We start from the raw sequence: 26,385 nt of genomic DNA, 5'->3' as shown, positions 1-26,385 counted from the left end.
TGATTTTACGAGGACTTCCTGCTGCTTACCACGCTTTCGTACAGAGATATCATCTTCTTCCCGGTGGCTTCCATCGAATATTCCTCGGCGGTCTTTCTCGCGTTCGCGGACATGCCTTCTTTGCTTTCCAGGCATTTCATTATCGCTTCGGCGCACTCTTCGGGCGTGTCTTTGAAAAGGAACCCGTTCACTCCGTCCACCACGACATCCAGGAACGCCCTTCCGTCGGAGCATGCGGCGGGAAGGCCGCATGCCATAGCCTCCGTGATCGTGAGCCCCTGGGTTTCGAACCTCGATGCGGAAACAACAACGTCCGATGCCGAATAATATAGGGCAAGTTCGTCATCCGGAACGAACCCCGTGAATATCACTCTGTCCTCCAGTCCCTCGTTCTTCACCAGATCCTTCATATCCTGGAGGGCCGGGCCTTTTCCCACTATCATAAGTTTGACGTCGTCCGGAAGGTGCTTGAATGCCTTTACAGCCACCCCTATGTTCTTTTCATAGGATACCCTTCCGACGTGTATCACCACCCTCTCATCCGTGAACCCGTGTCTCTTCCTTATCTCGGAGCCGTCCAGTCCTGTCCTGAACCTGCTGACGTCTATGCCCACGGGAATGACCGCCGTGCGTTTCGTACGGACCGCGTTCTCCTCGAATTCCGTCAGCGTAGCGGGAGTGGACCCGATTATGCAGCTCGGCCTCTTCATGAAGTTCCTTATGTATATCCAGGCAAGTTTGGACAGGATGTCCATAGGTATCGGGACGGGGGAATAGAATTCAAGCGTGTCGACAACGTTCGTGCAGTATGTGGTGACCGCCGGCACGCCCGTCGACCTTGAGACGATGAGCCCCTTGAGGGCCATGAACGCTATTCCGTGTATGTGGATTATGTCCACATTCAGGGATTCGATGAGCTCCTTTTTCCCGGAAGGGAACACCGGGAGGAAATAATCCGGATATTTGTTGAACCTCATAGCCGGGAAATAATAGACCCCGGGTTCCCTCTGATCCTTCCCCGGGTCTGGAGCGATGATGAAAACAGTGTGGCCCAGATCCCTCAGCGACTTGCTTAGGGTCATAACAGCGGTAACGACGCCGTCCCTCGTCGGAAGATAGCTGTCTGTCATTATTGCTATTCTCATTTTATCCCTCACGTTCCTTCTTCCCATCCAGACATGTACTTTTTCTGAGCGTCCGTGAGCGAATCTATCGTTATGCCCATCGAGCGCAGTTTTATGTTCGCTATCTCGGTGTCTATGGGCCCCGGAACGTCATGTACTATGTTCTTCATTTCCGCGCTGTTCCCGAGGATGTGTTCCATGCACAATGCCTGAGCGGCAAAGCTCGTGTCCATTATCTCCACGGGGTGCCCCTGTCCCGCCGCTAAATTCATCAGTCTGCCGTCCGCGATGAGGTACAGCTTCCTTCCGTCCTTTGTTCTGTATTCGTCGATGAAGTCCCTTACCTTGTTGACTGATGCGGATAATTTTTCCAGATCGCCTTTGTTTATCTCATTATCGAAATGCCCGACATTGCCCATGACGCAGCCGTCTTTCATGGCGCGGAAGTGTTCCTCTCTGAGGATGTCCCTGCAGCCTGTGACTGTCATGACTATGTCCGCTGTACTTACGGCGTCGGTCATCCTCATCACTTCATAACCGTCCATTCTGGCCTCTATCGCTTTGACCGGATCCACCTCGCATACCGTCACGGAGGCTCCGAGGCCTTTCGCCCTCATGGCCACTCCCTTTCCGCACCAGCCGTAACCGGCCACCACAAGGCGCTTGCCGGCGACCACCAGATTCGTGGCGTTCATCCATCCGTCGAATGCGGACTGGCCGGTCCCGTATCTGTTGTCGAAAAGGAACTTCATCTTCGCGTCGTTCACCGATATCACAGGGAACTCAAGCTTTCCTTCCGCCGCCATGGACCTCAGCCTTGCGGCGCCGGTGGTCGTCTCCTCGTTTGCTCCTTTTACGCCGCCGATCGCGTCCCTGCGGACGGTGTGGACCATCGCGATCAGATCCGCGCCGTCGTCTATGATCATATCCGGTCTAAGGTCCAGGACCTTGTTGAGATTGGAATAATATTCATCCTGGGTCTCTCCTTTCTTCGCATGTACCTCAAGACCGTATTCTTCCTTTAATGCCAATGACACTGAGTCATCCGTCGAAAGCGGATTGCAGCTTGCCAGCCTTATCTTTGCGCCGCCGTTCGCCAGCGTTACCGCCAGCACGCCGGTCTTAGCCTCCGTGTGCAGCGCCATTCCTATCTTCACGCCCTCGAACGGCCTCTCCTCGCGGAACCTTTGGTCTATCTCCTTCATCACCGGCATGTGCTCGTACGCCCACTTAAGCCTCAAACTGCCCTTTTTCAAAAGCTCATCCACTCAACCACCCCTATCAAATTCCGATCTGAGAAAAGAACATATCTCCTCTACAATTTCTTTTCTGTTGCGTTCGTTGGAGAACGTCCTTATCGTTTCCTCGATCACGTCGTGTTTCCCCCTCATCTCCTTTACCGCACCTATGATGTTCTCCAGCGCCCGGGTCATCTCATCCGATATCGAGACGGCGGCCGTCCTCGACGTCCTCGACAAAGGGTTCAGATCTATCGAGATGACGATCTTCCCCATATCCGCCAGCGCCTTTGCCCGGTCGCCGTCCTCTATCGGAACGAGGATCACGTCCGAGTCGTATATCCCTTCTTTAGTGCACATGGCGCGGTCCGAACTCAGCCCTGGTATCCTTGTGTCAGGGTCCCTTCCGAGAACCTCGCCGGCGCCGTTCTTCTCAAGGTGTGATATTAGGAGTTCCATCCTCTCCTCGGTTCTGTGGAAGATGTTCACCTCGATCTTTGCCGGGATCTCTCTCGCCAATGCTATCAGGTTCCCCGGGTCCAGAGCGGCCGCGTTACCGTTTACGCATACGACCGGATTCTTAGCCCTCAGAAGGTAGGCTGCGGCGGCCCGTTCTGCTCTCAAAGAAGGTTCCGGACTCCTTTCTCCCATCAGGTAGTCGAAGGCCTCTCCTCTGCCGTGGGAGATCAGACCAGTCCGGGTCACGAGACCTTTGTCGACCATCTCCGACAATCTTTCCCGTACCATGAGGGATCTGTAGCGGGGGTGGTCCGTGGGTATGTTCACCTTCCTGTGTAAGCGTACAGTTGATATAGATTTATGTTCTAGCAACGGCAGCATGCCTGAAATAAGGATAGTTCTAGTAGGCCCTAAGTTCGAGGGGAATGTAGGCGCTGTCGCCAGGTCAATGGCAAATTTCGATCTCAGGGATCTTTATCTCGTGGAACCGTGCGAGATAGGCGAGGACGCTTACCGCAGGGCGAAGCACGGCTCGGACATCCTGGACGGGGCGGTGAGAGTAGGGACGATGGAAGAAGCGGTCGAGGACTGTTTCCTCGTGGTCGGCACAAGCGGAATAACCACAAAAGGGGACAGGAACTACACCCGGGTCCCGGTTCCGGTAAGGGAATTCGCTCAGGCCCTTTCCGGATATGAAGAAAGGGTCGCCGTCGTTTTCGGAAGAGAGGACATCGGCCTGTTCCAGGAGGAGCTGAACAAATGCGACCTCCTGATCAATATCCCGGCGAGTGACGCTTATCCTGTGCTCAACCTGTCGCACGCCGCCGCATTGGTGATGTACGAACTGTTCCAGATAGGGAACGTGATAAAACGGCCGGAGCCCGCCGAAAGGAAGGAGAAGGACTATATGTTCGGTTTCTTCGACGACCTGATGGACGCCATCGACTACCCTGAACACAGAAGGGCGGATACCTCGGTGATGTTCAGGCGCATGATGGGACGCTCCATCCCCACGAAATATGAGTACAACACGATCATGGGGATATTCGGCGATGCTTCGAAGATAATAAGGAACGGTAAGAAATGGGAATGAACAACAGTATCCCGTGACCTTCCTTCCCCCTGCCAGGTACTATCTCCGGGAGTATCCCGGTCGCGTTGCCTATCGCCTTGGTTATCGCCTCGCTGTCCGCTTTTCCTATCTCTGAGTCGGAGGTCGCGATGATCTTTCCGTAACGCGGGTCCGCGTCGAAGAGGTATTCGTCCATTGCTGACACGACGGCATCCACCGGGTCGCTTGACGATCTGTACGCGATCGTATACACCTTCTCGCTCAGGGTGCTGAAGAACGGGCCCTCCAACATATCATGGATCCTGACGACCGCCTCTTTCATCATCTCATCCGCCAGGGATACCGCCTTGCTTATCGGCAGCGACCCGCCGCCTCTGGACGGCATCTTGCCGATATCGAACAGGATCGTTCTGTCCGATATCTGGATCACTTTCTTCATTTGTTTCAGCGCGGTCTCCCTGCGCCGGGCCTCGAACGGCATCGGTATGCTTACGACGGAGATCATCTTTCCTTTCGTTTCTCTGACGCATTCCTCGATGACGGGGATCGTGCCAGATCCGGTCCCTCCTCCCAGCCCCGCGGTCACGATGACGTTCTTGTACCCTGAGACGGCTTTGAGTATGTCCTCTTTATAATCATATGCAAGAGCCCAGCCGAGATCGTGGTCCCCTCTGCACCCGTCCACGCTGCCGTCGGCCATGGATATGGTGGAGCCGTGATCGCCGGTGTTGATGGTGACCACGGGGGTCCCCAGATCCTCCGGTATCTTGGATACCGTGTTCTGGCCTGCGCCTCCTGAGCCTATGACCAGGGTCCTTCCGGCCAAATCATTCCTCCGGCTCCATCATCGACTTGATATAATCCCTGACCGCTTTTCTGATGGCGTCGTCCGTCGAGACCTGTTCACCATCCGTGAGCAGCGATTCCATGTTAATGGGTTTCTCTCTGGCATGCTCGTTCACGATCTTAGATATCTCCTTCGGAGTGAATTTGGATTCGATCATCTTCCTTATCGCATCCGACACGCTCTCGGATAAACTGTCATACTCTCCTCTGTCTACAAGCGCCTGGAGAACTATCACAGTATCCTGCGGAAGCCTTACAATGACCTTTTCAGTCGGATCCATATGACCGCTGCAACATACAGGAACAAAAATAAAGATGTTGTGTAAGAGGTTTTGATCTTGTCAAGATAAACTTCCCGTTCATCCGAACAGAGCGCTCAGACCAGCTGCTGCGTCCTCTTCGCTGACTGCTTCTTCCTCAGGCTCCTCCGCCGCTGCGGGTGCCGCTGCGGGTGCTCCTTTGGCTGCTGCGGGTGCTGCTGCTGCGGCCGCGGGCGCGGCTGCTGCGACGGCGGCCGATGCGATGGCCCCCTTTATGTCAACTCCCTCGAGTGAAGCGATCAGTGCTTTGACCTTTGCTGCGTCCGACTCTACTCCGGCTGCCTTGAGGATCGCGGTTATGCCGTCCTCGGTTATGTTTTTGCCAGCAGAGTAAAGCACCATTGCACTGTAAATATACTCCATTTATTTCAACTCCTTTTAGCCGAATAATGCGCTCAGGCCAGCTGCTGCGTCTTCTTCGCTGACCTGTTCTTCTTCTTCATCTTCAACTTTCTGCTCCGGTTTCGCGGGTTCCGCCGCAGGTTTGACCGCAACGGCTGCCGCCGCGGTGTTCAACCTGGCGGCGATGGCGTCGTTGCTGTATCCTGACACGGAAGCCACGGCAAGCATCTGACTGTCTGCCTTCGCAAGAAGTATCTCGATATTCTCTTTGGTCGGTATCGCGGCCGATATCGAAAGGCCCATTGCCTCTCTGAACGCTTTCGTGACGAGCGGTACAATCGTTTCCTTTGTTGTATATACGATCTCTATCGCCAGCGCGCGAGCGTTGTATACGGCCGTAGCGAACATTGTCGAGTAGTAATCATCAGGTATCGCGAGTACGTCTTTCCCATAAAGGGTGCCGGCCTCGAAGGCCGACCTCAGATCCATTCCCACTACCATGGGAAGGATGTTCAGCTTGGGAAGCATCGCGGCGACGCCGGCTGGAACGGGTTCTCCCTTCTTAACCAGTGTCGTTTCCTTTCTAATCGCTATCTTTCCGGCCTCTACGGCGGCCGGTAGGCCTATCTTCTGAAGTTCACCGATGATCGGACCGGGGCCGAACGGGGTCGGTCCCTTAGGAACAACTATGTCCATGGGCGCCAGCTGCCCCGGTTTGGCGGGGGCGGGCGTCATCGTCGCTTCGAGCTTCTTGTAAAGCTTGAACGGATTCATGTCCGTCGCGACTATGGCGCACTGGCCGTGCACAGAGTCCTTCAGCGCCTCGACGCCCGGCCTCTGCTTTGCGGCCTCATCAAGGGCCAAGAGCATAAGGTTGTTCTTGGTCATCTTGAGTTTGGCGTGCTCGCGGAGCCCGGCCCTCATGGCCTGGATCTGCTGCCCCGGGATACCATGCATGTCGACCACTGCGACAACAGGGTTATCCACGATGTCCTTGACGATCTCGCTCACCATGTCCTTCTTCCAAGTTGCGACGTGTGCCATCTTAGACCTCCTTACAATATCCTCTCCGCCGGCCCCATGGATGTCTTGACATAAGCGGACGCTACGTTCGCCATGCCTTTCTCCAACTTCAGCGACACACGTTTCAAGACGATGTCGATGTTATCGGCGATATCCTCCGGAGACATGTTAACTGTCCCCACGGGCACATGGAAGGTCTTCCTGTCTTTCGTTCTGACGGTCACAGACTTGCGGAGGTTGTCCACCATTCCTGAGGGATCGGCTCCCGGAGGTATGGGTTTAGGCATCTTTCCGCGGGGACCGAGAACGATACCGAGCCTTTTACCGACGACCGCCATCAATGGGGCCTCGGCGATGAAGTAATCGGTGCTGTTCGCGATCTTCTTTGCCTGTTTCTTATCGTCTGCGATCGTCCCGAGCTCTTCGGGAGTGATCACAAGATCGGCTACGTCCTTGGCTTTCAAGGCTAGTTCGCCACCACCAATCACGCAGATCTTGACCGTCTTACCGCGGCCGTTCGGGAGGATTATATCTTCCTGGATACGGTTCTTCGGTATTGCAAGGTCAACATCCTTGAGATTGATGGCCAACTCAACCGTTTCAACAAAATTGCGCTTCTTTGCACTTTCCAGTGCTTTCTGCACAGCAATTACGGTTGGTTTTTCTGCCAATTCAATTCCTCCTCGTAGTGCATGCGAGCCGTAAGGCTCTCCTACAAGCAGGCCTGCTATTCTATTACCCTATATAAGGTTTAAGGGTGCCCCTCGCCGTTTGCCGTCATTATTACCTGAGGAAGCGGCTTGTGAACTGTTTAAACATTCTTCAGGTATGACGTAAAGACCGCCCTCTCCCCTTGCTTGGCGGGCGACGTCATCTGTTTATGAATTCGGCTATGTCCCCGATCACATCCAGACTTACATGTCCTTTCAGATAATATTCCTCTATGGTCCCGGCATTAGGTCCCTTTGACACCATGAAAAAATGATTAAGCCCGTTGTAAAGCTTGAACTCGACCCCTTCCTTGCCGTCCAGGATCTCCTTCCACATGACAAAGTCCCTATCCGCATACACCTGGAAGTCGGCGCTCCCCTGCAGGAACAGCATCGGGACATCCAATGAAACTGCTGTCCCTGCCGCATCCCTGCCGATCATGTCTTTGATATAATATGCCCGCAAACCGAATATCGTTGTGCTCTGGAGTTCGGATTCCGTCATTGAGCTCAACCGGTCCAGCTTGGCCTGTTCTGCTTTCACATATATTTCCATTGAAGCACTGTTCTGAGGGGTGGTAAGCGCAAGGCACTGATCGGCCGATATCTCAGGCAATATCCTCGGGCTTCCCGCCAATGAGATGAATCCGTCGAACAGCCCTTTACTTTCGCTAACTATTATCGGCCCGAGCATTCCTCCCAGACTGTGTCCGATCAGGAATATCCTCTCATAGCCCAGGCCTCTCAGCAATCCGGCGGCCGCTACCGCGTCGTCGACGGTCTCTTCCATTACGGTGGCCCTTGCCCGATCAACAAAACTTGAATTTCCATAGACACTTGTTCTCTTGTCATACCTTAGAACATCGATATCAAAGAGGGCCAGCCCCCATGCCAGGTCTCTGTACGGCTTCTGTCCGTACACGCTGCAATCCATATCAACCGGCCCCGAACCGTGGACTATGACGGCCGCCGTGTCGTTTCGACCGACTGCGTTGGTCGTTATCAATCCGTTAAGCTCCCACTTGCCCCCTTCGTTCACCTTCACTTCGATCTCTCTGAGACCTTCGGGCATATTGTCGAGGTCTATGGTGGCGTCATCGCCCTCACCCTTGTTGAGAAAGATCGCCGCCGCTGCCGCTGCTGCAACCACGATACATACCAACACTGCGGCCGCCGCTATGCTCTTTTTCATGTTCGGATCCCTGTTCCTGATATAGCTATATCGGGGATTAAAAACACATGGGTTCCAGCAGAGCGGCGTGTCCCGCGCGAGACACTGATCCTCTGACGTCTCATGCCTGATCCAGCATCAGACAGACCAGGTCCAGAGGCTGGACGGGTTTGCCGTCTTTATAGACGCGCATGTTCCCGCCGGAGATCTCGTCTATCAGGATCACTTCCCCTTCCTTCGATCTCCCGAACTCGAACTTGATGTCGTACAGTTCCATGCCTTTCTTTGCTATCTCATCCCTGACGATCCTGGCGATCCTCTGTGTCAGGTCTTTGAGGTGCTCGTATTCCTCGCCGCTCAGCAGACCCAGCATCTCCAGCGCGTCCTTTGTGATCGGCGGATCTCCGCGGTCATCATCCTTAAGGGTGACCTCGACAAAAGCATCCAGGGGCTGGCCTTCGGTGCAGTAGTCACCGTACCTCTTCCTGAAGCTGCCGACCGCCCTGAACCGGCATATGACCTCAAGCCCCTTGCCCACGACCTTTGCCGGCCTGACCGTCATCGTGGCGTTCTCGACGTCCGCGCTTATGTAATGCGTCGGGATCCCGGCATCTTTGACCTTGTCGAAAAAGAATTTCGTCATGCGGACCCCGCCTCTGCCCATACCCTCGATGGAAAGCCCGATGGTGTTCGAGCCGGGGTCGAATTTGCCGTCCTCCCCCGTTACGTCATCTTTGAATTTGAGCAGATAGTTGCCGTCGTCCAGCTCATAAACCGATTTTGTCTTTCCTTCATATACGTGCTTCAAAATTGATCCGCCTCCGTCGTGTTAAACGCCTCTTCAAACGCAATCTTTGGGAAGCCGTCATAATTCTTAAGGTCTCGCACAAGGTCGGAGACGGCTTGCTGACTCCGCCGTCTGCCATTGAGGCCTGTGCAAAAAAAGGCGCCGTAATTCATTTTTTAATCCACTAAAGTATAATGTATAATAACATACATTAATGTACATATAGTTATATAAGTGAATATAATAGTCCATGTGTGACGATAACTGAGGACACCGCAGCCGGGCTGCCCCAAGAAGGGCTGTTCATTGAGCAGTACTGCTTGGCCACAGGGCCTGATGGCGGATCCGCCGGCGCCCGTCCGCAAAAAGAGGGAGTATTATGATCAGACCGACGCTGGAAGAGGCACGGCGCCTCGCAAAGGGGAACGAAACAGACGGAGAGAATTCAGTCATCCCGATAAGCATAGAGCTTTTTTCCGACATACGCACGCCGATGGAGATCTTGAACCTGATCAGGAAAAAGGGGAAGAACGCCTATATCCTGGAGAGCGTGGAGAACGGCGAAAGCTGGGGCAGGTACACCTTCCTGGGTTATGATCCGTCGATGACCATCACGGGCAACGACGGGGTCGTGGTCATCAAGACCGCCGCAGGCGAGACCGAGAAAAAAGGAAATTCGCACATCATTCTGAAAGATATCATAAGCGCGTACAAAAGCCCGAGAATACTTTATCTCCCCACCTTCACGGGAGGGTTTGTCGGGTACTTTTCATACGAATATGCCAAATACGTAGAGTACGGCCTGGAGCTTAAAGCAAAGAACCCCTGCAGCTACAACGATTTCTGCCTGATGCTTTTCAACAGAGTGATCGCGGTAGACCACTTCAGGCAGAAGATATTTTTGATCACGAACATAAAGACCCAGGATCTTGAACAGGAATATATCAAAGGGGTCACCGACCTCAAGGATATGGAAAAACTTGTGACGGGCGACAGGAAGGATGATTTTCCCATCGGACGGATCAGGTCTGAATTCACGCCGCGTTTCACCGAGGCGGAATTCGTCGGCATTGTGGAGAGGCTTAAGCACCATATCCGAGAGGGAGATATCTTCCAGTGCGTGCCGTCCATAGAACTCTCGGCAGATTACGAAGGTGACCTTCTGCAGGCGTATCGGGCATTGCGCACGATAAATCCTTCGTCATACATGTTCTACATGGAGTTTGACGATATGCAGATCGCCGGGGCGTCGCCGGAGACGCTGGTATCCCTCAAGGACGGTGTGATAAGCACATATCCCCTGGCCGGGACATGCAAACGGGCGGACGACGACAGAGAGACGCAGAGGCTTATAGTCGAACTTCTGGACGACGAAAAGGAACTTTCCGAACACGATATGCTTGTGGACCTGAGCAGGAACGATCTCGGCAAAGTGTGCGAGTTCGGCAGCGTGAACGTTAACGAATACAGAGGGATCAAAATATGCTCCCATGTCTGCCATATCGAATCCAGGGTTGTCGGCGATATAAGGCCGGAATATGACGCCTTTGATGCAATGGCGGCGGTGCTGCCGGCCGGGACCCTTTCGGGCGCCCCGAAGAAAAGGGCAATGGAGCTCATTGATGAGCTGGAGGGTGAAAAACGGGGAGTGTACGGAGGGGCGGTGGGATATATTGATTTCACCGGGGACATGGATCTCTGCATAGGCATCCGCATGGCGGTGCTCAAGGACGGTTCCGTCCACGTCCAGGCTGGCGCCGGGATCGTAGCCGACAGCATACCTCTGAACGAATACAAAGAGTGCCGGAACAAAGCTGAAGCGATGCTAAAAGCGATCAGGGGGGTAGCGGAATGATCCTGCTGATAGACAATTACGACAGTTTCACATATAACCTGTATCAGTTGATCGGTGCCGCCGATCCCGACGTCAGGGTCATCAGGAACGACGAGATGGATATCCCCAAAATAAAAGAGCTGAATCCTTCTCATATCGTGATCTCGCCCGGGCCGGGCAGACCTGCGGACGCAGGCGTATGCGAAGAATTGGTCCGATCCTCCGAGGTGCCTGTTCTGGGCGTCTGTCTGGGACATCAGGCGATATGTGAGGCTTTCGGCGCGCGGGTCACATATGCCAAGGAGCTTATCCACGGAAAGAAGGGGACGGTCCACATCGCCAACGGCAATCCCATTTTCAAGGGCCTGCCGCCGATATTGCGGGCGGCGAGATACCACTCCCTCGCTATAGAAAGAGAAAGTCTGCCCGACGAACTGCTGATCATAGCAGAGGACCCTGACGGCGAGGTCATGGGCGTGAAGCACCGGGGCCGGGATATCTACGGCGTGCAGTTCCACCCCGAATCCATACTGACAGACAACGGAGATATCGTGATCCGGAATTTCTTAAGGACAGGGGGCGGAGTGAAATGATACGTGAAGCGATCTATGATATGCTTAACGGGAGGGACCTGTCCCTTGAGGTCACCAGGGATGTGATGCAGGAGATGATGGACGGCACGGCGACACAGTCGCAGATGGGCGCTTTCCTTACCGCGATACGTCAAAAAGGCGAGACCATTGATGAGATTACTGCCTGCGCGGCCGTAATGCGGGAAAGGTGCGAGAGGCTGAGGCCGGGGACCGACGTGCTGGACATCGTGGGAACAGGCGGGGACGAACTCTCCACCTTCAATATCTCCACCATATCCGCTTTCGTGGCCGCGGCGGGCGGCGTTCCGGTGGCAAAGCACGGTAACCGGAGCGTTTCCAGCAAGTGCGGCAGCGCGGATGTTCTGGAGGCGCTCGGCGCGAACATCGGCCTCTCCGCCCGTGAGAACGAGATCGTACTCGAACGGACGGGTATGTGTTTCATGCTGGCACAGTTGTACCATTCGGCGGTGAAGCACGTGGCCCCGGTGCGGAAGGAGCTCGGCGTTCGAACGATCTTCAATATACTGGGGCCGCTGGCCAATCCGGCGGGAGCGACGATGCAGCTCCTGGGTGTTTACGACGAGAACCTGGTGGAACCCCTCGCCAATGTCCTTTTGAACTTGGGCATGAAACGTGCGATGGTCGTGCACGGGCGCGACGGGCTGGACGAGATCACCATGACCCACACTACGACCATTTGCGAGGTCGCGGAGGGGCGGCTGAACAGCTATTTCATCACACCTGAACAGTTCGGCTTCAAGCGGTGCGGAATGGAGGACCTGACCGGCGGATACCCGGAAGAGAACGCGCGTATCGCCCTGGACATACTGAACGGTACCCGGGGTCCGAAACGTGACACTGTGGTCCTGAATTCAGCTGTATGCCTTTACATGGCATACGGCAACATGACCATGCGCCAATGCGTCAAAGCGGCGGAGGATCTCATAGACAGCGGCAAGGCCCTTGACAAACTGAACGAATTCGTCAGGGTGACGAACGAAGTAGGAAAAATCTGAAGGTATCGGGCGGCGTATTCTGTAAATGAGGCAGACAATGAACATCCTGAATGAACTGGCGGAGGCCGCTGCGGCGAGGGTGACGGCCGACAGGCAAAGAACGCCTGTTTTTGAGCATTTTCCTGAAGCTGTGCCTTTCGCCTTTGAGAATGCGCTGAGATCGGAAGGAATGTCTTTCATATGCGAAGTGAAAAAAGCGTCTCCTTCGAAAGGGGTCATCGCGGAGGACTTCCCTTTCATACAGATAGCGGAAGAATACGAGGCCGCCGGCGCGTCCTGCATCTCGGTCCTGACGGAACCGGACCGCTTCCTGGGAAGAGACGAACATTTGGTCCGGATAAAGGAACGGGTCTCAGTGCCGATACTTCGCAAGGACTTCACCGTTGACGAGTACCAGCTATACCAGGCGAGAGCGATGGGCGCGGATGCGATCCTCCTGATATGCGCCTTGTTGGATCAGACAAAGATCCGCAAATATTTGGAGACGGCCGACGGCCTGGGACTATCCTGTCTGGTCGAAGCGCACGATGAAAGAGAGATCGAAACCGCCGTTCGCGCGGGGGCGAGGATCATAGGAGTTAACAACCGGGACCTTAAGACCTTTCAAGTGGACCTGCGGAACAGCGTACGCCTCAGGAAACTTGTTCCGGACGATGTGCTGTTCGTTTCGGAGAGCGGTATCTCCTCCCCTGAGGAAATACGGCTTCTTGCCGAGAACAGAGTGGATGCCGTGCTGATAGGAGAATCGCTTATGAGAAGCGCCGACAAAAAAGCTTTCTTGGATCATTTGAGAGGTGGTTGCCGCGGCCAGAATTAAGATATGCGGATTGTCACGGGCAGAGGATATCATGTATGCGAACGTCTGCCTCCCCGACTATGCGGGCTTTGTGTTCGCGCCGAGCAAACGCCGGATCGGTATCGAGAGGGCCGCGGAACTGAGAAGGCTGCTGGACCCCGGGATCGAATGCGTGGGCGTGTTCGTGAACGAGAATGTTCACAAAGTTGCCGAAGTTTTCAAGGCGGGGATAATAGACATTGTCCAGCTCCACGGCGACGAAGATGCGGAATATATCCGGACGCTGCGGAGCATGGCCGACGCCCCCGTGATAAAAGCCGTTCGGGTGGGGGAGGAACTGGTCCTGCCTGACTCCGAACCTGATTATTTCATGTTCGATGCTTTTTCAGAGGATTTGCGGGGCGGTGGCGGAAAGACCTTCCGCTGGGATGCGGTGAAGGGGTATCCCCGCGACTATTTTCTGGCCGGAGGCATAAACTGCGGCAATGTGGAAGCTGCGATACGTATGCTGGATCCATTCTGCGTGGATGTGAGCAGCGGGGTTGAGACGGATGGTAAAAAGGATCTTGACAAAATGTCGGAAATTGTTCGAAGGGTAAGGGGCGTGAAGTAATGGGCGATAATAAAAAAGGACGGTACGGGGATTACGGCGGCCAATATGTGCCGGAAACACTGATGCATGCACTTAACGAGTTGGAGCGGGCGTATGAACTCTATAAGAACGACGAACTCTTCCGCGGGGAGCTGAACTCCCTTCTGGAGGAATACGCCGGGAGACCCTCCAGGCTTTACTACGCGAAGAACATGACCGCCGACCTGGGCGGCGCGAAGGTGTATCTGAAGCGCGAGGATCTGAACCACACCGGCTCCCATAAGATCAACAACGTTCTGGGACAGGTCCTCCTTGCAAAAAAGATGGGAAAGACCCGTGTGATCGCGGAAACGGGCGCGGGACAGCACGGCGTCGCCACCGCCACAGGCGCGGCGCTGCTGGGAATGGAATGCGAGATCTTCATGGGAAAAGAGGATACCGAACGCCAGGCGCTCAACGTATATCGCATGGAGCTGTTGGGCGCGAAGGTGCATCAGGTCACGTCCGGCACCCAGACCCTGAAGGACGCGATCAACGAGACCCTGCGGGAATGGACATCGAGAGTGGATGATACCCATTATGTTCTCGGTTCGGTGATGGGGCCTCATCCGTTCCCGATGATAGTCCGTGATTTCCAAAGCGTCATCGGCATTGAGGCAAGACAGCAAATATTGGAAAAAGAAGGGCGCCTCCCGGCCGCCGTGATCGCCTGCGTGGGCGGCGGCTCAAATGCATTGGGCACGTTCCACCGTTTTATCGGCGATAAAGATGTCAGACTTATCGGCTGCGAGGCGGCCGGCGAGGGGCTTGATACCTGCCGGCATGCCGCCACCATCGCCAAAGGAGAGGTAGGAATATTCCACGGAATGAAATCGTACTTCTGCCAGGATGAGTGCGGGCAGATAGCGCCCGTTCATTCTGTCTCCGCTGGGCTGGATTACCCCGGCATCGGTCCGGAGCACGCGTATCTTTTTGATTCCGGCAGGGCCGTTTACGAGAGCATAACCGACAGAGAGGCCGTGGAAGCATTCGAGTACCTGTCGGTCACCGAGGGTATCATCCCTGCAATAGAGTCAGCTCATGCGGTGGCATACGCAAGAAAGATCGCAGGGGACTTTGACAAAGATGAAAACATCATTATCTGCCTTTCGGGGCGCGGCGACAAAGATGTTGCGTCCATTGCCAGATACAAAGGGGGGAGTCTGTACGAGTAACATATCCAAAGCATTCGCTGACAAAAGGTCCGCCGGTAAAAAGGCATTCGTCGCATACATAATGGGCGGAGATCCTGACCCGGATATGACAAAAGAATACATCCTTGCGATGGAGCAGGCCGGAGCAGATATCATCGAGATAGGCATACCGTTTTCCGATCCCATCGCCGAAGGAGAGGTCATTCAGCGAGCCAACCTGCGCGCTTTGGCCTCGGCCACGGACATCGACAAACTTTTTGAAACTTTGCGGCCGCTGAAAGGCGTCGTCAAAGTGCCGCTGCTGTTCATGACATACCTGAACCCTGTCTTCAGATACGGGTACGACCGTTTCTTCGAAAGATGCGGACGGTGCGGGATCAGCGGAGTGATCGTCCCGGACATGCCTTTTGAGGAACAGGGTGAGCTGCTGCCGTTCGCGGAAAAGCATCGGATCGATATCATAACGCTCATCGCGCCCACCTCTCAGGTCCGGATTGAGCAGGCGGCAAAGGGGGCGGGGGGCTTCATCTACCTGGTCTCCTCCCTTGGCGTTACAGGCATGCGGAGCAGCATTCGGACCGATATAGGAAAGATAGTGGCAGAGATCAGGCGGCATACGGACGTTCCTATAGCGGTGGGATTCGGGATCCACAGCCCCGAACAGGCGGCGTCGCTCTCCGAACAGGCGGACGGCATCATCGTCGGCAGCGCGATCGTCAGACTTGTGGAAGAACACGGACGGGACGCGGGAAGCGTTATCGCCGATTATATAAGAAATATGAAAAAAGCAATGGAATGAGATTGAAAATGTTTTAAGATCTGGGTATCAGAACTGATCGTCGTACTGACCGGCTTTGACATCCTTCTGGAAGACCTTCGGATCTTTTCCGTCGATGGTAACGCCGAGCGAGACGCAGTTACCTGCGACCTCCAGGACGCGGGCTTTGAGCGTCGCTCCGAGAAGGCTGTCCTCTTTCATAGTGGCTATCTTCTTTGCCTGCTCGACGGTCATGTCCGCCACTTTGGTGGTCCTTGTGTTGCTTGAACCGCTTGCAAGCCCCATCTCCGACTTAACAAGTGCGGACATCGGCGGCGTTCCGACCTTTATATCAAAGGTCTTGTCGTCGTTTATCACTACTTTTACGGGAACCTTCATCCCGGCGAATGCGTTTGTCTTCTCGTTGATCTTGGCGATGACCTGACCGGTGTTCACGCCGGTGGGGCCGAGGGCCGGACCGAGAGGCGGGCCGGCGGTGGCCTTGCCTCCATCTATTAATGCCTCAACAGTGGTTACCATTGCTTATTTCTCCTTTTCAATAACTCTGACGCTGTCTCCTTTGACGGTGACGGGGATCGGTACCATAGCCTCTATGAGTTCCACAGTTATCTCTTCCTTGCTTTGATCTATCTGCTGCACTCTGGCTATTTCGCCCTTGAACGGGCCGTTTATAAGTTCGACCAGGTCTCCTTCCACTATCCCTATGACCGCGGAGACCGGGACCAGATAATGGCTTATCTCGTCTATATCGGTCTCACCTCCGACAAAGGAACGGGCTTTCTTTATATCTCTGGTCTTTTCCCTCAGGCGGTCGGTGTTCATGCCTTCCACGAACACATATCCTCTGAGTCCGGGGGGGCTGAATATCGCATATATGTCCTTCTCTCCCAGCTGGGCTTTGGACATCAAGCTGTCGACGACGCTCTTTTCCTGGTCCATCTGCGTCTTGAGGACCATTATGGACTGTTTTGCTACAGCGCCGAATCTGAACGCGGACGCCCCCTCTTGAGTGGTGGCCGTTATCCTGACATTCACTTCGTCGCCGTACCTGGCGCCCTTGGGGCAGATGACCTCCAGCTTGAACTCCTTGGGTTTGTTGTCCGGAAGATCGATCTTCTTTTCCTGTACTGAACGGTAGTTGTTCCAAAGTTCGCTCCCGGTCGCATCATAAAGCGTGACGTTCCATTCCGGAGCGTTGTCCTCATCCGGTCCCGTGGACACGTCGAACTTCATGAGCGCCGACGATGAGCTCGAAGCGAGCTTGAACCTCCATTCCGCGACCGTTCCTGCGCGGACATCCTTGATGGTTTCTTCCCCGGCCGCGCGGGCGTCCCCTTTTCCAAGATCAGACATCATCACACCTTGCATTCATCAGAAATGGCTCGGGAGGTAGGTCATTATCCACAATATGGCAAAGCCTACCGCGCCTATAAGGATCATTCCGATCGCCGCGATGTAACACGTCCTTTTGTACTCCTCACGGGTCGGCGTATGGGCCATTTTGAGAATCCTTCCGTATTTGCCCCTTCCCAGATTCTTTATCTTGGACTCGAAGCTGTCCTGAAACTCCTCTGCCTTTGCCTCTATTTTCATTTTTCCTACATCCTTAACATACCCAGATCGTGGTCCGGATAAGCCTGTATGCTCTTTCGTTACCACTGAAGGTAACAATTGAATAAACATCCCATAGAAAAACCTCTATTTTAAAGCTTTGTGTCAGGCATCGGGCTGTTGAGCGCGCCGCCATCTTCTTCCTATGTTCTTTTTGCAGGTCCAAAGAACGTATGCGAACAGGACCAGCACCACTACGTTCCTTGCCAATATTATCAGCATGTTTATGTCGGCGATGTCCGCTCCGTCGACGAATGTGTTCATAACAAACTTCAGCTGCGTCAGAGCGATGGCCGCTATCGACAGCATCAGAATGCGTTTCTTGGAAACATGGTCGATGGACGTCATCAGCATGAAAATGATGAAGGGAACGATCCATATGATGTACTGAGGCGAGAATATCTTCCCGATCAGGATGAATGCGAGCAACGAAAGAAGCACCGACCCTCCCAGAAGTATCATCCTGTCATTCTCGTTGTCCTGTCTGTCCTTCCGCAACCCGAATAGCATGTACGCGTACAACGCGTATATCGCGATCAGCACTGCGAACATCATCGGCATCAGATATTGCGCGGCCGCATCCGGCCACGGCCCGGCCAGGAACTCTGAGCCGTACCCCGGCAGCACAAATGCGTCCGTCATACCCAAGACGGAGACGATGTGGATAAAGGACGCGGCCACAGACTCGATGTGCAGCGGGCGGCCCATTTGATAATCGAAGAAATTAAGCGCCGAGTCCGGCCCGAGCAATGCGAATGGCAAAGCGATAAGAACGGCGACGGCAAAGAACAAGCCTGTGCCTTTGAGCGCATTCCGCCAGTCCTTATTCATTAAGAATGGGATAAGGTATATCGGGAACAGCACTGCCGGATACAGCTTGGTCATGGTGGCCATCGAAAGCAACACAAATGCGAGAGCATATCTCTTTGTGACCAGGCAATAGAACGACAGCAGAGTCAATATCGCGGGGAACATGTCATACCTGTCGACCGCAAATTCGACCAGCAGCAGCATGAGCCCCGTATATGCCAGTATGGCCTTATGCTGGCTCTGGTTGTATCTTTTGGCAAGCTTCCCCATTATCAGGAGACCTACCATAAAGAAGATGCAAACCTCCGCAACGAATGCTATGTTGTAGCAAAACGGGGTCTCGGCGAAAAGCCTCGGCGCCGCGATGAACACCAGCGTGAGCGGCGGATACTCCGTTTCCGGGACGCCTCCGTGCATCAGCTCATCCGCATAGGGGAAATAGACACTCATCACCTCGGTCTCCATCCCTGTCTGGTGTACCGCTAAAAGGTATATGGCCGAAACCGCCGCGAAGAGTGACCCGAGGATCAGCTGATATCTCCTGACCCCGTTGTCCGCCGTCCTCATACGTACCACTAAGCCTTGGAAGTATTAATTAAACTATGTAAAAACCGTGCCGTGGGGCCCGCCGGGCCCTCTATCCGTGTGCGGCCGACGAATCGGCATGCCCAACGCTTATATACACCTTATATGTTGGTTCCTCAAATTCTTGCACAGGTGATATAAGATGGAAGAGATTTTGTGCAACGTTGAATTAGTAAAGGACAACAACGATTTCGTAGCTAGGATACAAAGCGACCTCGGCGGTATGAGAGAATACAAGTCATCAAGTTTCGAAGAGGTACTGGAACAGCTTATGATCGATCTGCAGGAAGAGTTCGAGTCGCTCTGAAAGAGGTGGATGCAGTGGCTGACCATATCAAACAAGTAATAGACATTTTGGACAATCTGGCCGAAGATACTTCGGTCCCGCGTAATATAAGGAAAGGCGCTGCCGACGCTAAGATCAGGCTCATGGACACGAAGGACGCGATGGACGTACGCGCTACAAGCGCCATAATCATACTCGACGACCTTGCGAACGACCCGAACATCCCGCTCCACGGAAGGACGCTCATCTGGAACGTCATAAGCCAGCTTGAGGTCCTGAACGCTCAAGGCTGAAGTTATAATCTCAGATGATCTCGAGGACTTTTAAGGTCCTTCCAAATTTCGTCTCCTTTGCGGGAGGCTCATTCACACTCTGCTGTGCAGACCGCACTGCTGGCTGCGGAAGGACTTCTCAATAAGGAACATATCCCGCCCGGATTACTCAATGCGGCAGGCAGCAGGATTCACTCCCACTCTATCGTCGACGGGGGCTTGTTCGTTATGTCATATACGACACGGTTGACCTGGTCCTCCATGGTGTCTGTGATCCTTGTCGATATGGTGTCAAGCACATCCAGAGGGATCTTTGAATGGGTTGCGGTCATGCCGTCCCTGGAAGAGATAGCTCTGATCGCGATGGTCCTGCCGTATACTCTTTTGTCTCCTTGTACCCCAACCGATCTTATCGGCAGGAGGACCGCGAAATACTGCCAGGGGAGCGTCATCTTCCCTTCGGCCGCGGCCTTATTGATCTCATCCTCGACGATGAAGCATGCTTCCCTTACTATGGCGATGTTCCTCGGGTTGACCTCGTCCAGGCACCTGACGGAAAGGGCTGGGCCCGGGAACGGCTGCCTTTCTGAGGACCTTATTCCTAATTCTCTCGCGATCTCTCTGACATCCTCTTTGAACAGCTCCCTCAGCGGTTCGACGACGGTCATCCCCATATCTTTCGGAAGGCCGCCTACGTTGTGATGGGATTTTATCGTATCTTTCCCATCCTCCCCCGATTCTATTACATCGGGCGCGATCGTTCCCTGAACGAGATACTCTGCGCCGAACTTCTTCGCTTCCCGCTCGAATACCTTGATGAACAGCCAGCCGATGGTCTTCCTTTTAGTTTCCGGATCTCTGATGCCGCTCAGAGCGCTGAAGAACTCCTCCGACGCATCGATTATCTTATAATTTATCTTCATCTCCTCAAGCATGATCCGGACCTCTTCGGTCTCTCCTTTCCTCATCAGCCCCGTGTCGACATAGATCGCAAGCAGCCTGTCGCCTACGGCCCTGCTTGCCAGTACGGCGGATACCGTACTGTCAACTCCGCCTGAGCATGCTATTATCGCTTTACCTTGTATCTTCTCTTTGAGTCCTTCGACCGCCCTTACTATAAAAATATCAACGCCTGACATCTGAAACCGCCTGCTCTGAATCTGCTTCTACTTTCTCCGCCATCTCTTTCCTGTATTCCTTCATTTTTTGTGAAAGCTCCGTGTCAGAAAGGCCCAATATCTCTGCGGCAAGGATCGCCGCGTTGTCGCCTCTGTCGAGACCGACTGCGGCAACCGGTATCCCCGGAGGCATCTGTACCACCGAAAGCAGAGCGTCGAGGTTCACGCTTCCGCTGACCGGGACACCGATGACCGGCCTGCAGGTATGCGCCGCAACTACCCCCGGCAGGGCGGCGGATAACCCGGCGATCGCGATGAACACGCCGGCGTCGGATGATTCCACAATGGTCTGGACCCTCCCCGGCGTCCTGTGCGCGGACGCCACCACCACCTCATGATCTATATCAAATCTCTTAAGAAGGGCCGTAGCCTTCTCCGCCACCGGCAGGTCGCTTTTGCTGCCCATAATGATGAGAACCTTTCGCATTGAAGGGACCACTCAATTAAAGAATAAAAACCCACCGAAAAGAATATCGGGGGAATGGGTTTAGATGAGATTTCCGCCGTCTCAGCTTTTGAGCACTACTACCAGGAATATGCCTATGGCGATGAGGGCTCCGATCAGGACGGCTATCAGGTTGATGAGCGCATCGTACAAGACATCCCATGCGGGGACGCTGCAGAACGGCTCTATGTCGCTGAACGCCACCAGATATGCCCATACGACGCCGACGATCAATCCAACGGCGCATATTATCCCGCCGTAGGCCCTGTTCTTTCCGGCTCCGAAATACGCCGAGAAAATACCCGCTATCACCATTACCAACGCAAACACAAGAATGATGACCGTCAGGAAATTCCAGATCTCAAATTCCATTTTCTAAACCTCCGTTTCGATTCGCGATCACGAACATTACTGGCGGTGATAGACGGTTGTTATTATTAAACTTTTTACATCATCTGCCGGCGCCGCCAGAGGTGTGCTGGATTTCCGTCCGGTCAGCGGATAGCCGCCGGGTTCGGCGGTGGCGCCCGCCGCCGGAAGCGGGGCTGGGTCTGCGGGGAAGGATGTGCGATCTTGACCGCCTGGCCGATGTTTCAAAGGACGGTCGCGATCAGCTGTTCGTTTTCTACCGTCAGTATGAAGTCATATCCCCCGGCGCTGGCCGCCGTGTATACCGGATGGGTCACCGACCCCGTGCCGGCGTCGATCAGAACGATGATGTCCCCAGGTTCCAGAGGAGGCAGGTCGGCGCCGTCAATGAGTACCGTGGCATTGCCCAGGTTCGCATTGCCGGTTATGACGGAATACTGCATCGACTGATCCAATGTGCCGGAGAAAACGATCACGGACTCCGTGCTTGTGCCGATGCTGAAGTCGCCGTTGATCATACTGCCAGCCATAAAGATAATGCTGTTCTGAACATCAAAGAGGAGCACACTGCCGAAGATCATGCCGCCGTTGATGACCGTGACAGATTCCGTACCGTTTCCCGCATCAATGGCTATGCCGTTCATATCGGCGGCGATCATGCCGGAGTTGTCAACAACGCCGCCGGCATACAGCCTGATGCCGCGGGATCCGCCTTCGATCGTGCCTGCGTTGGAAATTACAGGAGCATCTCCAAAGGCAACGATACCGTTGCCGAAGGGGTCCGTCCCGATTATTGTACCAGTATTGGTAACCGTACCGCCTTTATTGAAGTCTACGCCGCTCCATGTCCCTTGAATGGTACCGGAATTTATGACCACAACCTCGATGCTGGCGTAAATGCCGTCGCAATAGTCATCTATGCAGCGGATCATGCCGGAGTTATCGATCGTGCCGCCGTAACCGATATAGATGCCGTAACTGCCGCCCTCTATGACGCCTGTGGCGCGGTTGGTGATGTTGGCGGCAACGACGTCGGCTTCGACGCCGCGGTCCGTGCCGATTATCCTGCCGGAGTTATCGATGACGCCTCCGGCGCAAAGGCTGATGCCCGTGTAGCCGCTCTGGATGATGCCTGCATTTGTGATCTCGGCATAGGCAAAGGAGTTGATGCCGTATGTGTAGGCCCCGGTGGTGGTTATAGTGCCATAGTTATCAATTATGCCGCCGGCTTCAAGCAGAATACCGTCCGAACCGCCTTGGATCGTGCCTGTGACGCCGTTGGTTATCACTGCGGCGCCGGATGCATATATGCCGCTTGAGGATGCGGCTGTTATCGAAGCCGTGTTTACTAGGACGCATCCTTCGGCGAGTGATATGCCGGCGCTGTCGGTGACCGCTATCTTGCCGGCCTCATCTTCCGACAGAGCAAAGACAGACAGGCTGCCCGTTTTGACGGTGATGCTGTTGGCCGCTCCGGTGACGGTCAGTGTAAGGCCGTCGCCTAAGACCAGATTGACGTCGCCCGATATGACAAGGGAACTTGTAAGGGTGATGTCCTCGCTCATGAAGTACCAGCCTTCGCTCGGACCCGTATCGTCCAGAGTATACGGCGCGGCTGTGAAATAAGCCTGGTTGATCTCCTCCGCATCCGCCTGGAGTCTCATGAGGCCGCTCATGTTTATGTAATGGAAGCCTTCCGGAGGCATCACGAAGGCGGAGGTCTTCGCTATCAGTTGTTTGTTCACCACCAATAATGTGAAGTCGTACCATGTGGAGTTGACCGCATTGTTCACCGGGCTGGTGACCGACCCTGTGCCGGCGTTGATCAGAATAACAGAATCCCCCTGACTGAAGGAGGATGGAATGCCGGCGCTGTCGATGAACACAAAGGCATTGCCGATGTCCACGTCGCCGGTTATGATCGAATACTGCATAGACTGGCTCAATTCGCCGGAGAAAACGATCGTGGACTTTACGTCTGTGCCGATACTGAAGTCGCCGTATATCTTACTGCCTGCTCTAAGCACGACATCATTCGGCGCATTGGGCAGGAATACGCTGCCGGTGATCGTGCCGCCGTTGAAGAGGACAACGGCACCCGTACCATTTCCCGCATCGACGGCGCTGCTGTCGATGTCTGCGGCGATGGTGCCGGTGTTGTAGATAGTGCCGGCCGGGAGGCTGACGCCTATGCTGCTGCTTTGGATGTTGCCGGCATTTGTGATCTCAGCATAGGCTGCGGAGCTTATGCCGCAGGCAATGGGCCCCGTGACTATAATCGCGCCATAATTGTCGACTGTTCCTCCGGCGGCTAGCAGGATACCGTCCGAGCCGCCCCTGATGATTCCAGTAACGCCATTGGTTATCGCGGCGCTGCCGGATGCATATACGCCGTATCCGCCCGGCGACAGGGAGGTTATCGAGGCAGTGTTGACGAAACTGCAGCCTGCTGCAAGAGATATGCCGCTGCCGCTGATCACCACTACCTTACCGGCTGCGCCCGCTGACTGAGCGTAGACCGACAGGCCGCCGCTTTTGACGGTGATGCTGTTGGCCTCTCCCGTGACGGTCAGCGTGATGCCGTTCCCTAAGATCAGATTGATATTCCCTGATGTTACCAGGGGGCCGGTAAGGGCGATATCGCCGTTAATGAAGTACCATCCTTCGCTAGGGCCCGTATCGTCCAGCGCATAAGGTGCGGTCTCGAAATATGCCTGATCGATCTCCGCCGCACTCGACCGATACTCCACGGCGCCGTTCACATCCAGGTAGGGCACGCTGTCCCCCAATGCCGGCGTCTGAGGTATTTTCTCTTCCGACTGTAAATTCTCTTCCGGCTGTAAGAACACTATCGCCCCCACGATGAGTACCGCCGCGACCGCCAACACCGAGAACGCCGCTTTGCCGGGCGTCACGTGTTCCGATATTTTTGTCTTTATGACGATGGTATCTCCTCCTTCATCAATCCGTATGTGTCAGCCGTATCGGCTGTTTCATAACCGCTCTATATAATGGTATTTCATTTGTATACATAAATATGTAACTGAAACAATTTCTATATTGAGACCGAAACTGCTTAAATAATGGACCTCAGTGATCGGGGCCTTTGGATATGCGCGTTCGATCACCTGGGCGTTACCCTATTAGGGGGGCTCATTGCTACCAGTTGTTTGTCTTCCACCGACAATGTGAAATCATACACGCCTACGCTGATGTTGATGTTCGCCGGATCGGTGACCGACCCTGCGCTGGCGTTGATCAGAATGACAGTGTCCCCTCCTACCAAAGAAGACGGCAGACCTGTGCCGTCAATATCTATCACAGCGTTGCCGATGTCCGCATTGCCGACTATGACCGAATATTGCAGCGACGAGTCCAACACGCCGGCGAACGTGAGTTTGGAACCCGCGTTTGTGCCCATGCGGAAGTCACCGTCTATTTTGCTACCGGCCATAAAAGTTATGTCGTTCGCCAGGTCGGGAAGGGATACGCTGCCGGTGATCGTACCGGTGTTTATGAGGGTGACCGGGGCCGTGCCATGTCCCGCCTCGACGGCATTGCCGTTTGCATCGGCGGAGACGATCCTGCCGAAATTGTCAACAGCGCCGCCTGCGTCCAGCCTGATGCTGCATGCTCCGCCTTGGATGAGGCCGGTGTTGAAAATGGTGACGGCGGTGCCGGAGGCGGCGATACCATTGCCATTGATGTCCGCGCTTCTTATTGTGCCAAAGTTTTCAACAGTGCCGCCGCCGGTGAGATCTACGCCGCTCCAAGTGCCTTGGATGATACCGGAATTTATGATCATGACATTGTTGCTGGCATATATGCCGTCGCTGTAGAGGTCCGTACAGCGGATCATGCCGGAGTTGTTGACAGTACCTCCGCGGCCGAGAGAGATGCCGCCACCGCCGCCCTCTATGGTGCCCGCGGCTTTGTTGGTTATGTCGGCAGTATGGTTTTCGACCTCTACGCCATGATCCGTACCGATGATCGTGCCGGAGTTTTCGATAACACCGCCGGCATCCAGGAGTATGCCTCTATAGTTGCTTTGGATCCTGCCGGAGTTCGTGACATCGGCATATGCAAGGGTCTGAATGCCGTAGGCAAAGGCCCCCGTGGTGGTGATCAAGCCGAGATTATTAACGGTGCCGCCGGCTTCAAGCATGATCGTATCCGAGCCGCCCCTGATGATGCCGGTGACGCCGTTTGTTATTGCGGCGGTGCCGGATGCATGTACGCCGTGGCCGTTCGGCGATGCGGATGTGATCGAAGCTGTGTTGACAAGGCCGCAACCGCTGGCCAGGGATATGCCGTTGTCGTCGGTGACCACTATCCTACCCATCGCTCTCTCTGATTGGGCATAGAACGACAGGCTGCCTGACGTGACGATAACGTTGTTGGTCGCTCTTGTGACAGTCAGCGTGAAACCGTCCCCTATGATCAGATGGACATCGCCGGATATTGTGAGAGGATTTGTAAGAGTGATGTTACCCTTTACGAAGTACCAGCCTTCGCTCGGGCCTGAACTGTCCAGCAAATACGGCGTGAGTGCAAAATAGGCCTGATCGATATCCGTCGCATTCAGCTGGTATCCGACTGTACCGTCTGTGTTAATGTAGGGGATGCCTTCTGCGGATAACGTCTGAGGCGATTTATCCCTCTGCTGCAAAAATACCGCTCCTGCAACGACCAATACTGCCGCGACCAGCAACACCGCCAACATCAGATTGCGGGGCATTCCCGATTTCAGCATGTTCCCATTCACTGCGACGGTCCCTCCTCATTTTCACTATAATATGTTTCAGCACCGGCTGTTAGCACGTCTACATGTGTATTTCATTTGTATACTTAAATATATTACAACGGACTTGATTCCCTGTCGGCCCGGGCCGCGCGGTCCCGCACCGAAACCCAGCCACAGATGTGCCGTTCCCG

29 protein-coding genes are annotated in these 26,385 nt (G+C 54.5%); 10 read left to right on the top strand and 19 right to left on the bottom strand.

The window, feature by feature from the left end; all coding sequences use genetic code 11:
• Nucleotides 1–5: 5 nt before the first annotated feature.
• The 3 genes from FWG96_03310 to FWG96_03300 are packed head-to-tail and all read right to left on the bottom strand — an operon-like array spanning nucleotide 6 to nucleotide 3,148.
• Nucleotides 6–1,145 carry a glycosyltransferase gene (locus FWG96_03310; protein MCL2032281.1) on the bottom strand — a complete coding sequence of 380 codons (1,140 nt, stop codon included), beginning with the start codon at nucleotides 1,143–1,145 and terminating at the stop codon, nucleotides 6–8.
• An 8-nt stretch (nucleotides 1,146–1,153) separates the two neighbouring features.
• Entirely contained in the window at nucleotides 1,154–2,392 is a 1,239-nt protein-coding gene (locus FWG96_03305; GenBank protein ID MCL2032280.1) for an adenosylhomocysteinase, read from the bottom strand.
• Complete coding sequence (locus FWG96_03300) at nucleotides 2,393–3,148, bottom strand: phosphopantothenate/pantothenate synthetase (protein ID MCL2032279.1); 756 nt, start codon at nucleotides 3,146–3,148, stop codon at nucleotides 2,393–2,395.
• 52 nt (nucleotides 3,149–3,200) lie between these two features.
• Between FWG96_03300 and FWG96_03295 the strand changes: the two genes are divergently transcribed.
• On the top strand, nucleotides 3,201–3,914 hold the full coding sequence (locus tag FWG96_03295) for an RNA methyltransferase (GenBank protein MCL2032278.1): 714 nt from the start codon (nucleotides 3,201–3,203) through the stop codon (nucleotides 3,912–3,914).
• On the opposite strand, the gene FWG96_03290 is transcribed toward FWG96_03295, so the two are convergent.
• The 7 genes from FWG96_03290 to FWG96_03260 form a co-directional block, all read right to left on the bottom strand.
• Nucleotides 3,856–4,719 carry a hypothetical protein gene (locus FWG96_03290; protein ID MCL2032277.1) on the bottom strand — a complete coding sequence of 288 codons (864 nt, stop codon included), beginning with the start codon at nucleotides 4,717–4,719 and terminating at the stop codon, nucleotides 3,856–3,858. The two genes, FWG96_03295 and FWG96_03290, sit on opposite strands and share 59 nt — an antisense overlap.
• Before the next feature lies 1 nt (nucleotide 4,720).
• Nucleotides 4,721–5,020 carry a hypothetical protein gene (locus tag FWG96_03285; protein ID MCL2032276.1) on the bottom strand — a complete coding sequence of 100 codons (300 nt, stop codon included), beginning with the start codon at nucleotides 5,018–5,020 and terminating at the stop codon, nucleotides 4,721–4,723.
• A 78-nt stretch (nucleotides 5,021–5,098) separates the two neighbouring features.
• A complete protein-coding gene (gene rpl12p, locus FWG96_03280) occupies nucleotides 5,099–5,422 on the bottom strand; it encodes a 50S ribosomal protein P1 (protein ID MCL2032275.1) in 324 nt (107 codons plus the stop codon).
• 15 nt (nucleotides 5,423–5,437) lie between these two features.
• The gene (locus FWG96_03275; GenBank protein MCL2032274.1) at nucleotides 5,438–6,445 is read right to left on the bottom strand and encodes a 50S ribosomal protein L10; all 1,008 of its coding nucleotides are present in this window, start codon (nucleotides 6,443–6,445) and stop codon (nucleotides 5,438–5,440) included.
• 11 nt (nucleotides 6,446–6,456) lie between these two features.
• Complete coding sequence (locus FWG96_03270) at nucleotides 6,457–7,095, bottom strand: 50S ribosomal protein L1 (GenBank protein MCL2032273.1); 639 nt, start codon at nucleotides 7,093–7,095, stop codon at nucleotides 6,457–6,459.
• 199 nt (nucleotides 7,096–7,294) lie between these two features.
• Nucleotides 7,295–8,326, bottom strand: coding sequence for an alpha/beta hydrolase (locus tag FWG96_03265; protein MCL2032272.1), 1,032 nt, complete (start codon nucleotides 8,324–8,326; stop codon nucleotides 7,295–7,297).
• A 100-nt stretch (nucleotides 8,327–8,426) separates the two neighbouring features.
• Nucleotides 8,427–9,113, bottom strand: coding sequence for a hypothetical protein (locus tag FWG96_03260; GenBank protein MCL2032271.1), 687 nt, complete (start codon nucleotides 9,111–9,113; stop codon nucleotides 8,427–8,429).
• A 358-nt stretch (nucleotides 9,114–9,471) separates the two neighbouring features.
• On the opposite strand from FWG96_03260, the gene FWG96_03255 reads away from it, so the two are divergent.
• From FWG96_03255 to trpA, 7 genes are read left to right on the top strand one after another with little or no spacing between them, the layout of a single operon-like run.
• Entirely contained in the window at nucleotides 9,472–10,947 is a 1,476-nt protein-coding gene (locus tag FWG96_03255) for an anthranilate synthase component I family protein (protein ID MCL2032270.1), read from the top strand.
• Nucleotides 10,944–11,519, top strand: coding sequence for an aminodeoxychorismate/anthranilate synthase component II (locus tag FWG96_03250; GenBank protein ID MCL2032269.1), 576 nt, complete (start codon nucleotides 10,944–10,946; stop codon nucleotides 11,517–11,519). The genes FWG96_03255 and FWG96_03250 overlap by 4 nt, the downstream gene beginning before the upstream one ends.
• Nucleotides 11,516–12,535 carry an anthranilate phosphoribosyltransferase gene (trpD, locus tag FWG96_03245; protein MCL2032268.1) on the top strand — a complete coding sequence of 340 codons (1,020 nt, stop codon included), beginning with the start codon at nucleotides 11,516–11,518 and terminating at the stop codon, nucleotides 12,533–12,535. Before FWG96_03250 ends, trpD begins: the two co-directional genes overlap by 4 nt.
• Before the next feature lie 25 nt (nucleotides 12,536–12,560).
• The gene (gene trpC / locus FWG96_03240) at nucleotides 12,561–13,352 is read left to right on the top strand and encodes an indole-3-glycerol phosphate synthase TrpC (protein MCL2032267.1); all 792 of its coding nucleotides are present in this window, start codon (nucleotides 12,561–12,563) and stop codon (nucleotides 13,350–13,352) included.
• 31 nt (nucleotides 13,353–13,383) lie between these two features.
• The gene (locus tag FWG96_03235) at nucleotides 13,384–13,944 is read left to right on the top strand and encodes a phosphoribosylanthranilate isomerase (protein ID MCL2032266.1); all 561 of its coding nucleotides are present in this window, start codon (nucleotides 13,384–13,386) and stop codon (nucleotides 13,942–13,944) included.
• Nucleotides 13,944–15,137, top strand: coding sequence for a tryptophan synthase subunit beta (trpB, locus tag FWG96_03230; GenBank protein MCL2032265.1), 1,194 nt, complete (start codon nucleotides 13,944–13,946; stop codon nucleotides 15,135–15,137). Before FWG96_03235 ends, trpB begins: the two co-directional genes overlap by 1 nt.
• On the top strand, nucleotides 15,091–15,915 hold the full coding sequence (gene trpA, locus FWG96_03225) for a tryptophan synthase subunit alpha (GenBank protein ID MCL2032264.1): 825 nt from the start codon (nucleotides 15,091–15,093) through the stop codon (nucleotides 15,913–15,915). The genes trpB and trpA overlap by 47 nt, the downstream gene beginning before the upstream one ends.
• 27 nt (nucleotides 15,916–15,942) lie before the next feature.
• Here trpA and FWG96_03220 read toward each other — a convergent pair whose 3' ends face one another.
• The 4 genes from FWG96_03220 to FWG96_03205 form a co-directional block, all read right to left on the bottom strand.
• Nucleotides 15,943–16,413, bottom strand: coding sequence for a 50S ribosomal protein L11 (locus FWG96_03220; GenBank protein ID MCL2032263.1), 471 nt, complete (start codon nucleotides 16,411–16,413; stop codon nucleotides 15,943–15,945).
• Between the two features lie 3 nt (nucleotides 16,414–16,416).
• The gene (locus FWG96_03215) at nucleotides 16,417–17,247 is read right to left on the bottom strand and encodes a transcription elongation factor Spt5 (protein ID MCL2032262.1); all 831 of its coding nucleotides are present in this window, start codon (nucleotides 17,245–17,247) and stop codon (nucleotides 16,417–16,419) included.
• Between the two features lie 18 nt (nucleotides 17,248–17,265).
• The gene (locus FWG96_03210) at nucleotides 17,266–17,487 is read right to left on the bottom strand and encodes a protein translocase SEC61 complex subunit gamma (protein MCL2032261.1); all 222 of its coding nucleotides are present in this window, start codon (nucleotides 17,485–17,487) and stop codon (nucleotides 17,266–17,268) included.
• 123 nt (nucleotides 17,488–17,610) lie between these two features.
• Nucleotides 17,611–18,882, bottom strand: a complete 1,272-nt coding sequence (locus FWG96_03205; GenBank protein ID MCL2032260.1) for a DUF2029 domain-containing protein — start codon at nucleotides 18,880–18,882, stop codon at nucleotides 17,611–17,613.
• 160 nt (nucleotides 18,883–19,042) lie between these two features.
• On the opposite strand from FWG96_03205, the gene FWG96_03200 reads away from it, so the two are divergent.
• Entirely contained in the window at nucleotides 19,043–19,207 is a 165-nt protein-coding gene (locus tag FWG96_03200) for a hypothetical protein (protein ID MCL2032259.1), read from the top strand.
• Nucleotides 19,208–19,221: 14 nt separating this feature from the next.
• Nucleotides 19,222–19,479, top strand: a complete 258-nt coding sequence (locus tag FWG96_03195) for a UPF0147 family protein (GenBank protein MCL2032258.1) — start codon at nucleotides 19,222–19,224, stop codon at nucleotides 19,477–19,479.
• 170 nt (nucleotides 19,480–19,649) lie between these two features.
• On the opposite strand, the gene guaA is transcribed toward FWG96_03195, so the two are convergent.
• The 5 genes from guaA to FWG96_03170 all read right to left on the bottom strand — a co-directional run bounded on the left by guaA (nucleotide 19,650) and on the right by FWG96_03170 (nucleotide 26,215).
• Nucleotides 19,650–20,597: a glutamine-hydrolyzing GMP synthase gene (gene guaA / locus FWG96_03190; GenBank protein MCL2032257.1), complete on the bottom strand. Its 948-nt coding sequence runs from the start codon at nucleotides 20,595–20,597 to the stop codon at nucleotides 19,650–19,652.
• A complete protein-coding gene (gene purE / locus FWG96_03185; protein ID MCL2032256.1) occupies nucleotides 20,584–21,063 on the bottom strand; it encodes a 5-(carboxyamino)imidazole ribonucleotide mutase in 480 nt (159 codons plus the stop codon). The genes guaA and purE overlap by 14 nt, the downstream gene beginning before the upstream one ends.
• Before the next feature lie 81 nt (nucleotides 21,064–21,144).
• Entirely contained in the window at nucleotides 21,145–21,453 is a 309-nt protein-coding gene (locus FWG96_03180; GenBank protein MCL2032255.1) for a hypothetical protein, read from the bottom strand.
• A 221-nt stretch (nucleotides 21,454–21,674) separates the two neighbouring features.
• Nucleotides 21,675–24,365 (bottom strand): hypothetical protein, encoded by a 2,691-nt coding sequence (locus FWG96_03175; protein ID MCL2032254.1) that lies wholly within the window; start codon nucleotides 24,363–24,365, stop codon nucleotides 21,675–21,677.
• 209 nt (nucleotides 24,366–24,574) lie between these two features.
• Nucleotides 24,575–26,215: a hypothetical protein gene (locus FWG96_03170; protein ID MCL2032253.1), complete on the bottom strand. Its 1,641-nt coding sequence runs from the start codon at nucleotides 26,213–26,215 to the stop codon at nucleotides 24,575–24,577.
• Nucleotides 26,216–26,385 lie beyond the last annotated feature (170 nt).

The sequence above is a fragment of the Candidatus Methanoplasma cognatum genome (assembly GCA_009777615.1).
In the GTDB taxonomy this organism is placed as follows: Archaea; Thermoplasmatota; Thermoplasmata; order Methanomassiliicoccales; family Methanomethylophilaceae; genus Methanoplasma; species Methanoplasma cognatum.
This window is presented reverse-complemented; position numbering and strand designations above follow the sequence as displayed.

Bases quoted from the DNA above. Each gene is read 5' to 3' on its own strand.
- FWG96_03310 (MCL2032281.1), bottom strand. From the start codon at position 1,145: ATGAGAATAGCAATAATGACAGACAGCTATCTTCCGACGAGGGACGGC.
- FWG96_03295 (MCL2032278.1), top strand. From the start codon at position 3,201: ATGCCTGAAATAAGGATAGTTCTAGTAGGCCCTAAGTTCGAGGGGAAT.
- FWG96_03285 (MCL2032276.1), bottom strand. From the start codon at position 5,020: ATGGATCCGACTGAAAAGGTCATTGTAAGGCTTCCGCAGGATACTGTG.
- rpl12p (MCL2032275.1), bottom strand. From the start codon at position 5,422: ATGGAGTATATTTACAGTGCAATGGTGCTTTACTCTGCTGGCAAAAAC.
- FWG96_03275 (MCL2032274.1), bottom strand. From the start codon at position 6,445: ATGGCACACGTCGCAACTTGGAAGAAGGACATGGTGAGCGAGATCGTC.
- FWG96_03265 (MCL2032272.1), bottom strand. From the start codon at position 8,326: ATGAAAAAGAGCATAGCGGCGGCCGCAGTGTTGGTATGTATCGTGGTT.
- FWG96_03255 (MCL2032270.1), top strand. From the start codon at position 9,472: ATGATCAGACCGACGCTGGAAGAGGCACGGCGCCTCGCAAAGGGGAAC.
- FWG96_03250 (MCL2032269.1), top strand. From the start codon at position 10,944: ATGATCCTGCTGATAGACAATTACGACAGTTTCACATATAACCTGTAT.
- trpD (MCL2032268.1), top strand. From the start codon at position 11,516: ATGATACGTGAAGCGATCTATGATATGCTTAACGGGAGGGACCTGTCC.
- trpC (MCL2032267.1), top strand. From the start codon at position 12,561: ATGAGGCAGACAATGAACATCCTGAATGAACTGGCGGAGGCCGCTGCG.
- FWG96_03235 (MCL2032266.1), top strand. From the start codon at position 13,384: ATGTATGCGAACGTCTGCCTCCCCGACTATGCGGGCTTTGTGTTCGCG.
- trpB (MCL2032265.1), top strand. From the start codon at position 13,944: ATGGGCGATAATAAAAAAGGACGGTACGGGGATTACGGCGGCCAATAT.
- trpA (MCL2032264.1), top strand. From the start codon at position 15,091: ATGTTGCGTCCATTGCCAGATACAAAGGGGGGAGTCTGTACGAGTAAC.
- FWG96_03220 (MCL2032263.1), bottom strand. From the start codon at position 16,413: ATGGTAACCACTGTTGAGGCATTAATAGATGGAGGCAAGGCCACCGCC.
- FWG96_03215 (MCL2032262.1), bottom strand. From the start codon at position 17,247: ATGTCTGATCTTGGAAAAGGGGACGCCCGCGCGGCCGGGGAAGAAACC.
- FWG96_03210 (MCL2032261.1), bottom strand. From the start codon at position 17,487: ATGAAAATAGAGGCAAAGGCAGAGGAGTTTCAGGACAGCTTCGAGTCC.
- FWG96_03205 (MCL2032260.1), bottom strand. From the start codon at position 18,882: ATGAGGACGGCGGACAACGGGGTCAGGAGATATCAGCTGATCCTCGGG.
- FWG96_03200 (MCL2032259.1), top strand. From the start codon at position 19,043: ATGGAAGAGATTTTGTGCAACGTTGAATTAGTAAAGGACAACAACGAT.
- guaA (MCL2032257.1), bottom strand. From the start codon at position 20,597: ATGTCAGGCGTTGATATTTTTATAGTAAGGGCGGTCGAAGGACTCAAA.
- purE (MCL2032256.1), bottom strand. From the start codon at position 21,063: ATGCGAAAGGTTCTCATCATTATGGGCAGCAAAAGCGACCTGCCGGTG.
- FWG96_03180 (MCL2032255.1), bottom strand. From the start codon at position 21,453: ATGGAATTTGAGATCTGGAATTTCCTGACGGTCATCATTCTTGTGTTT.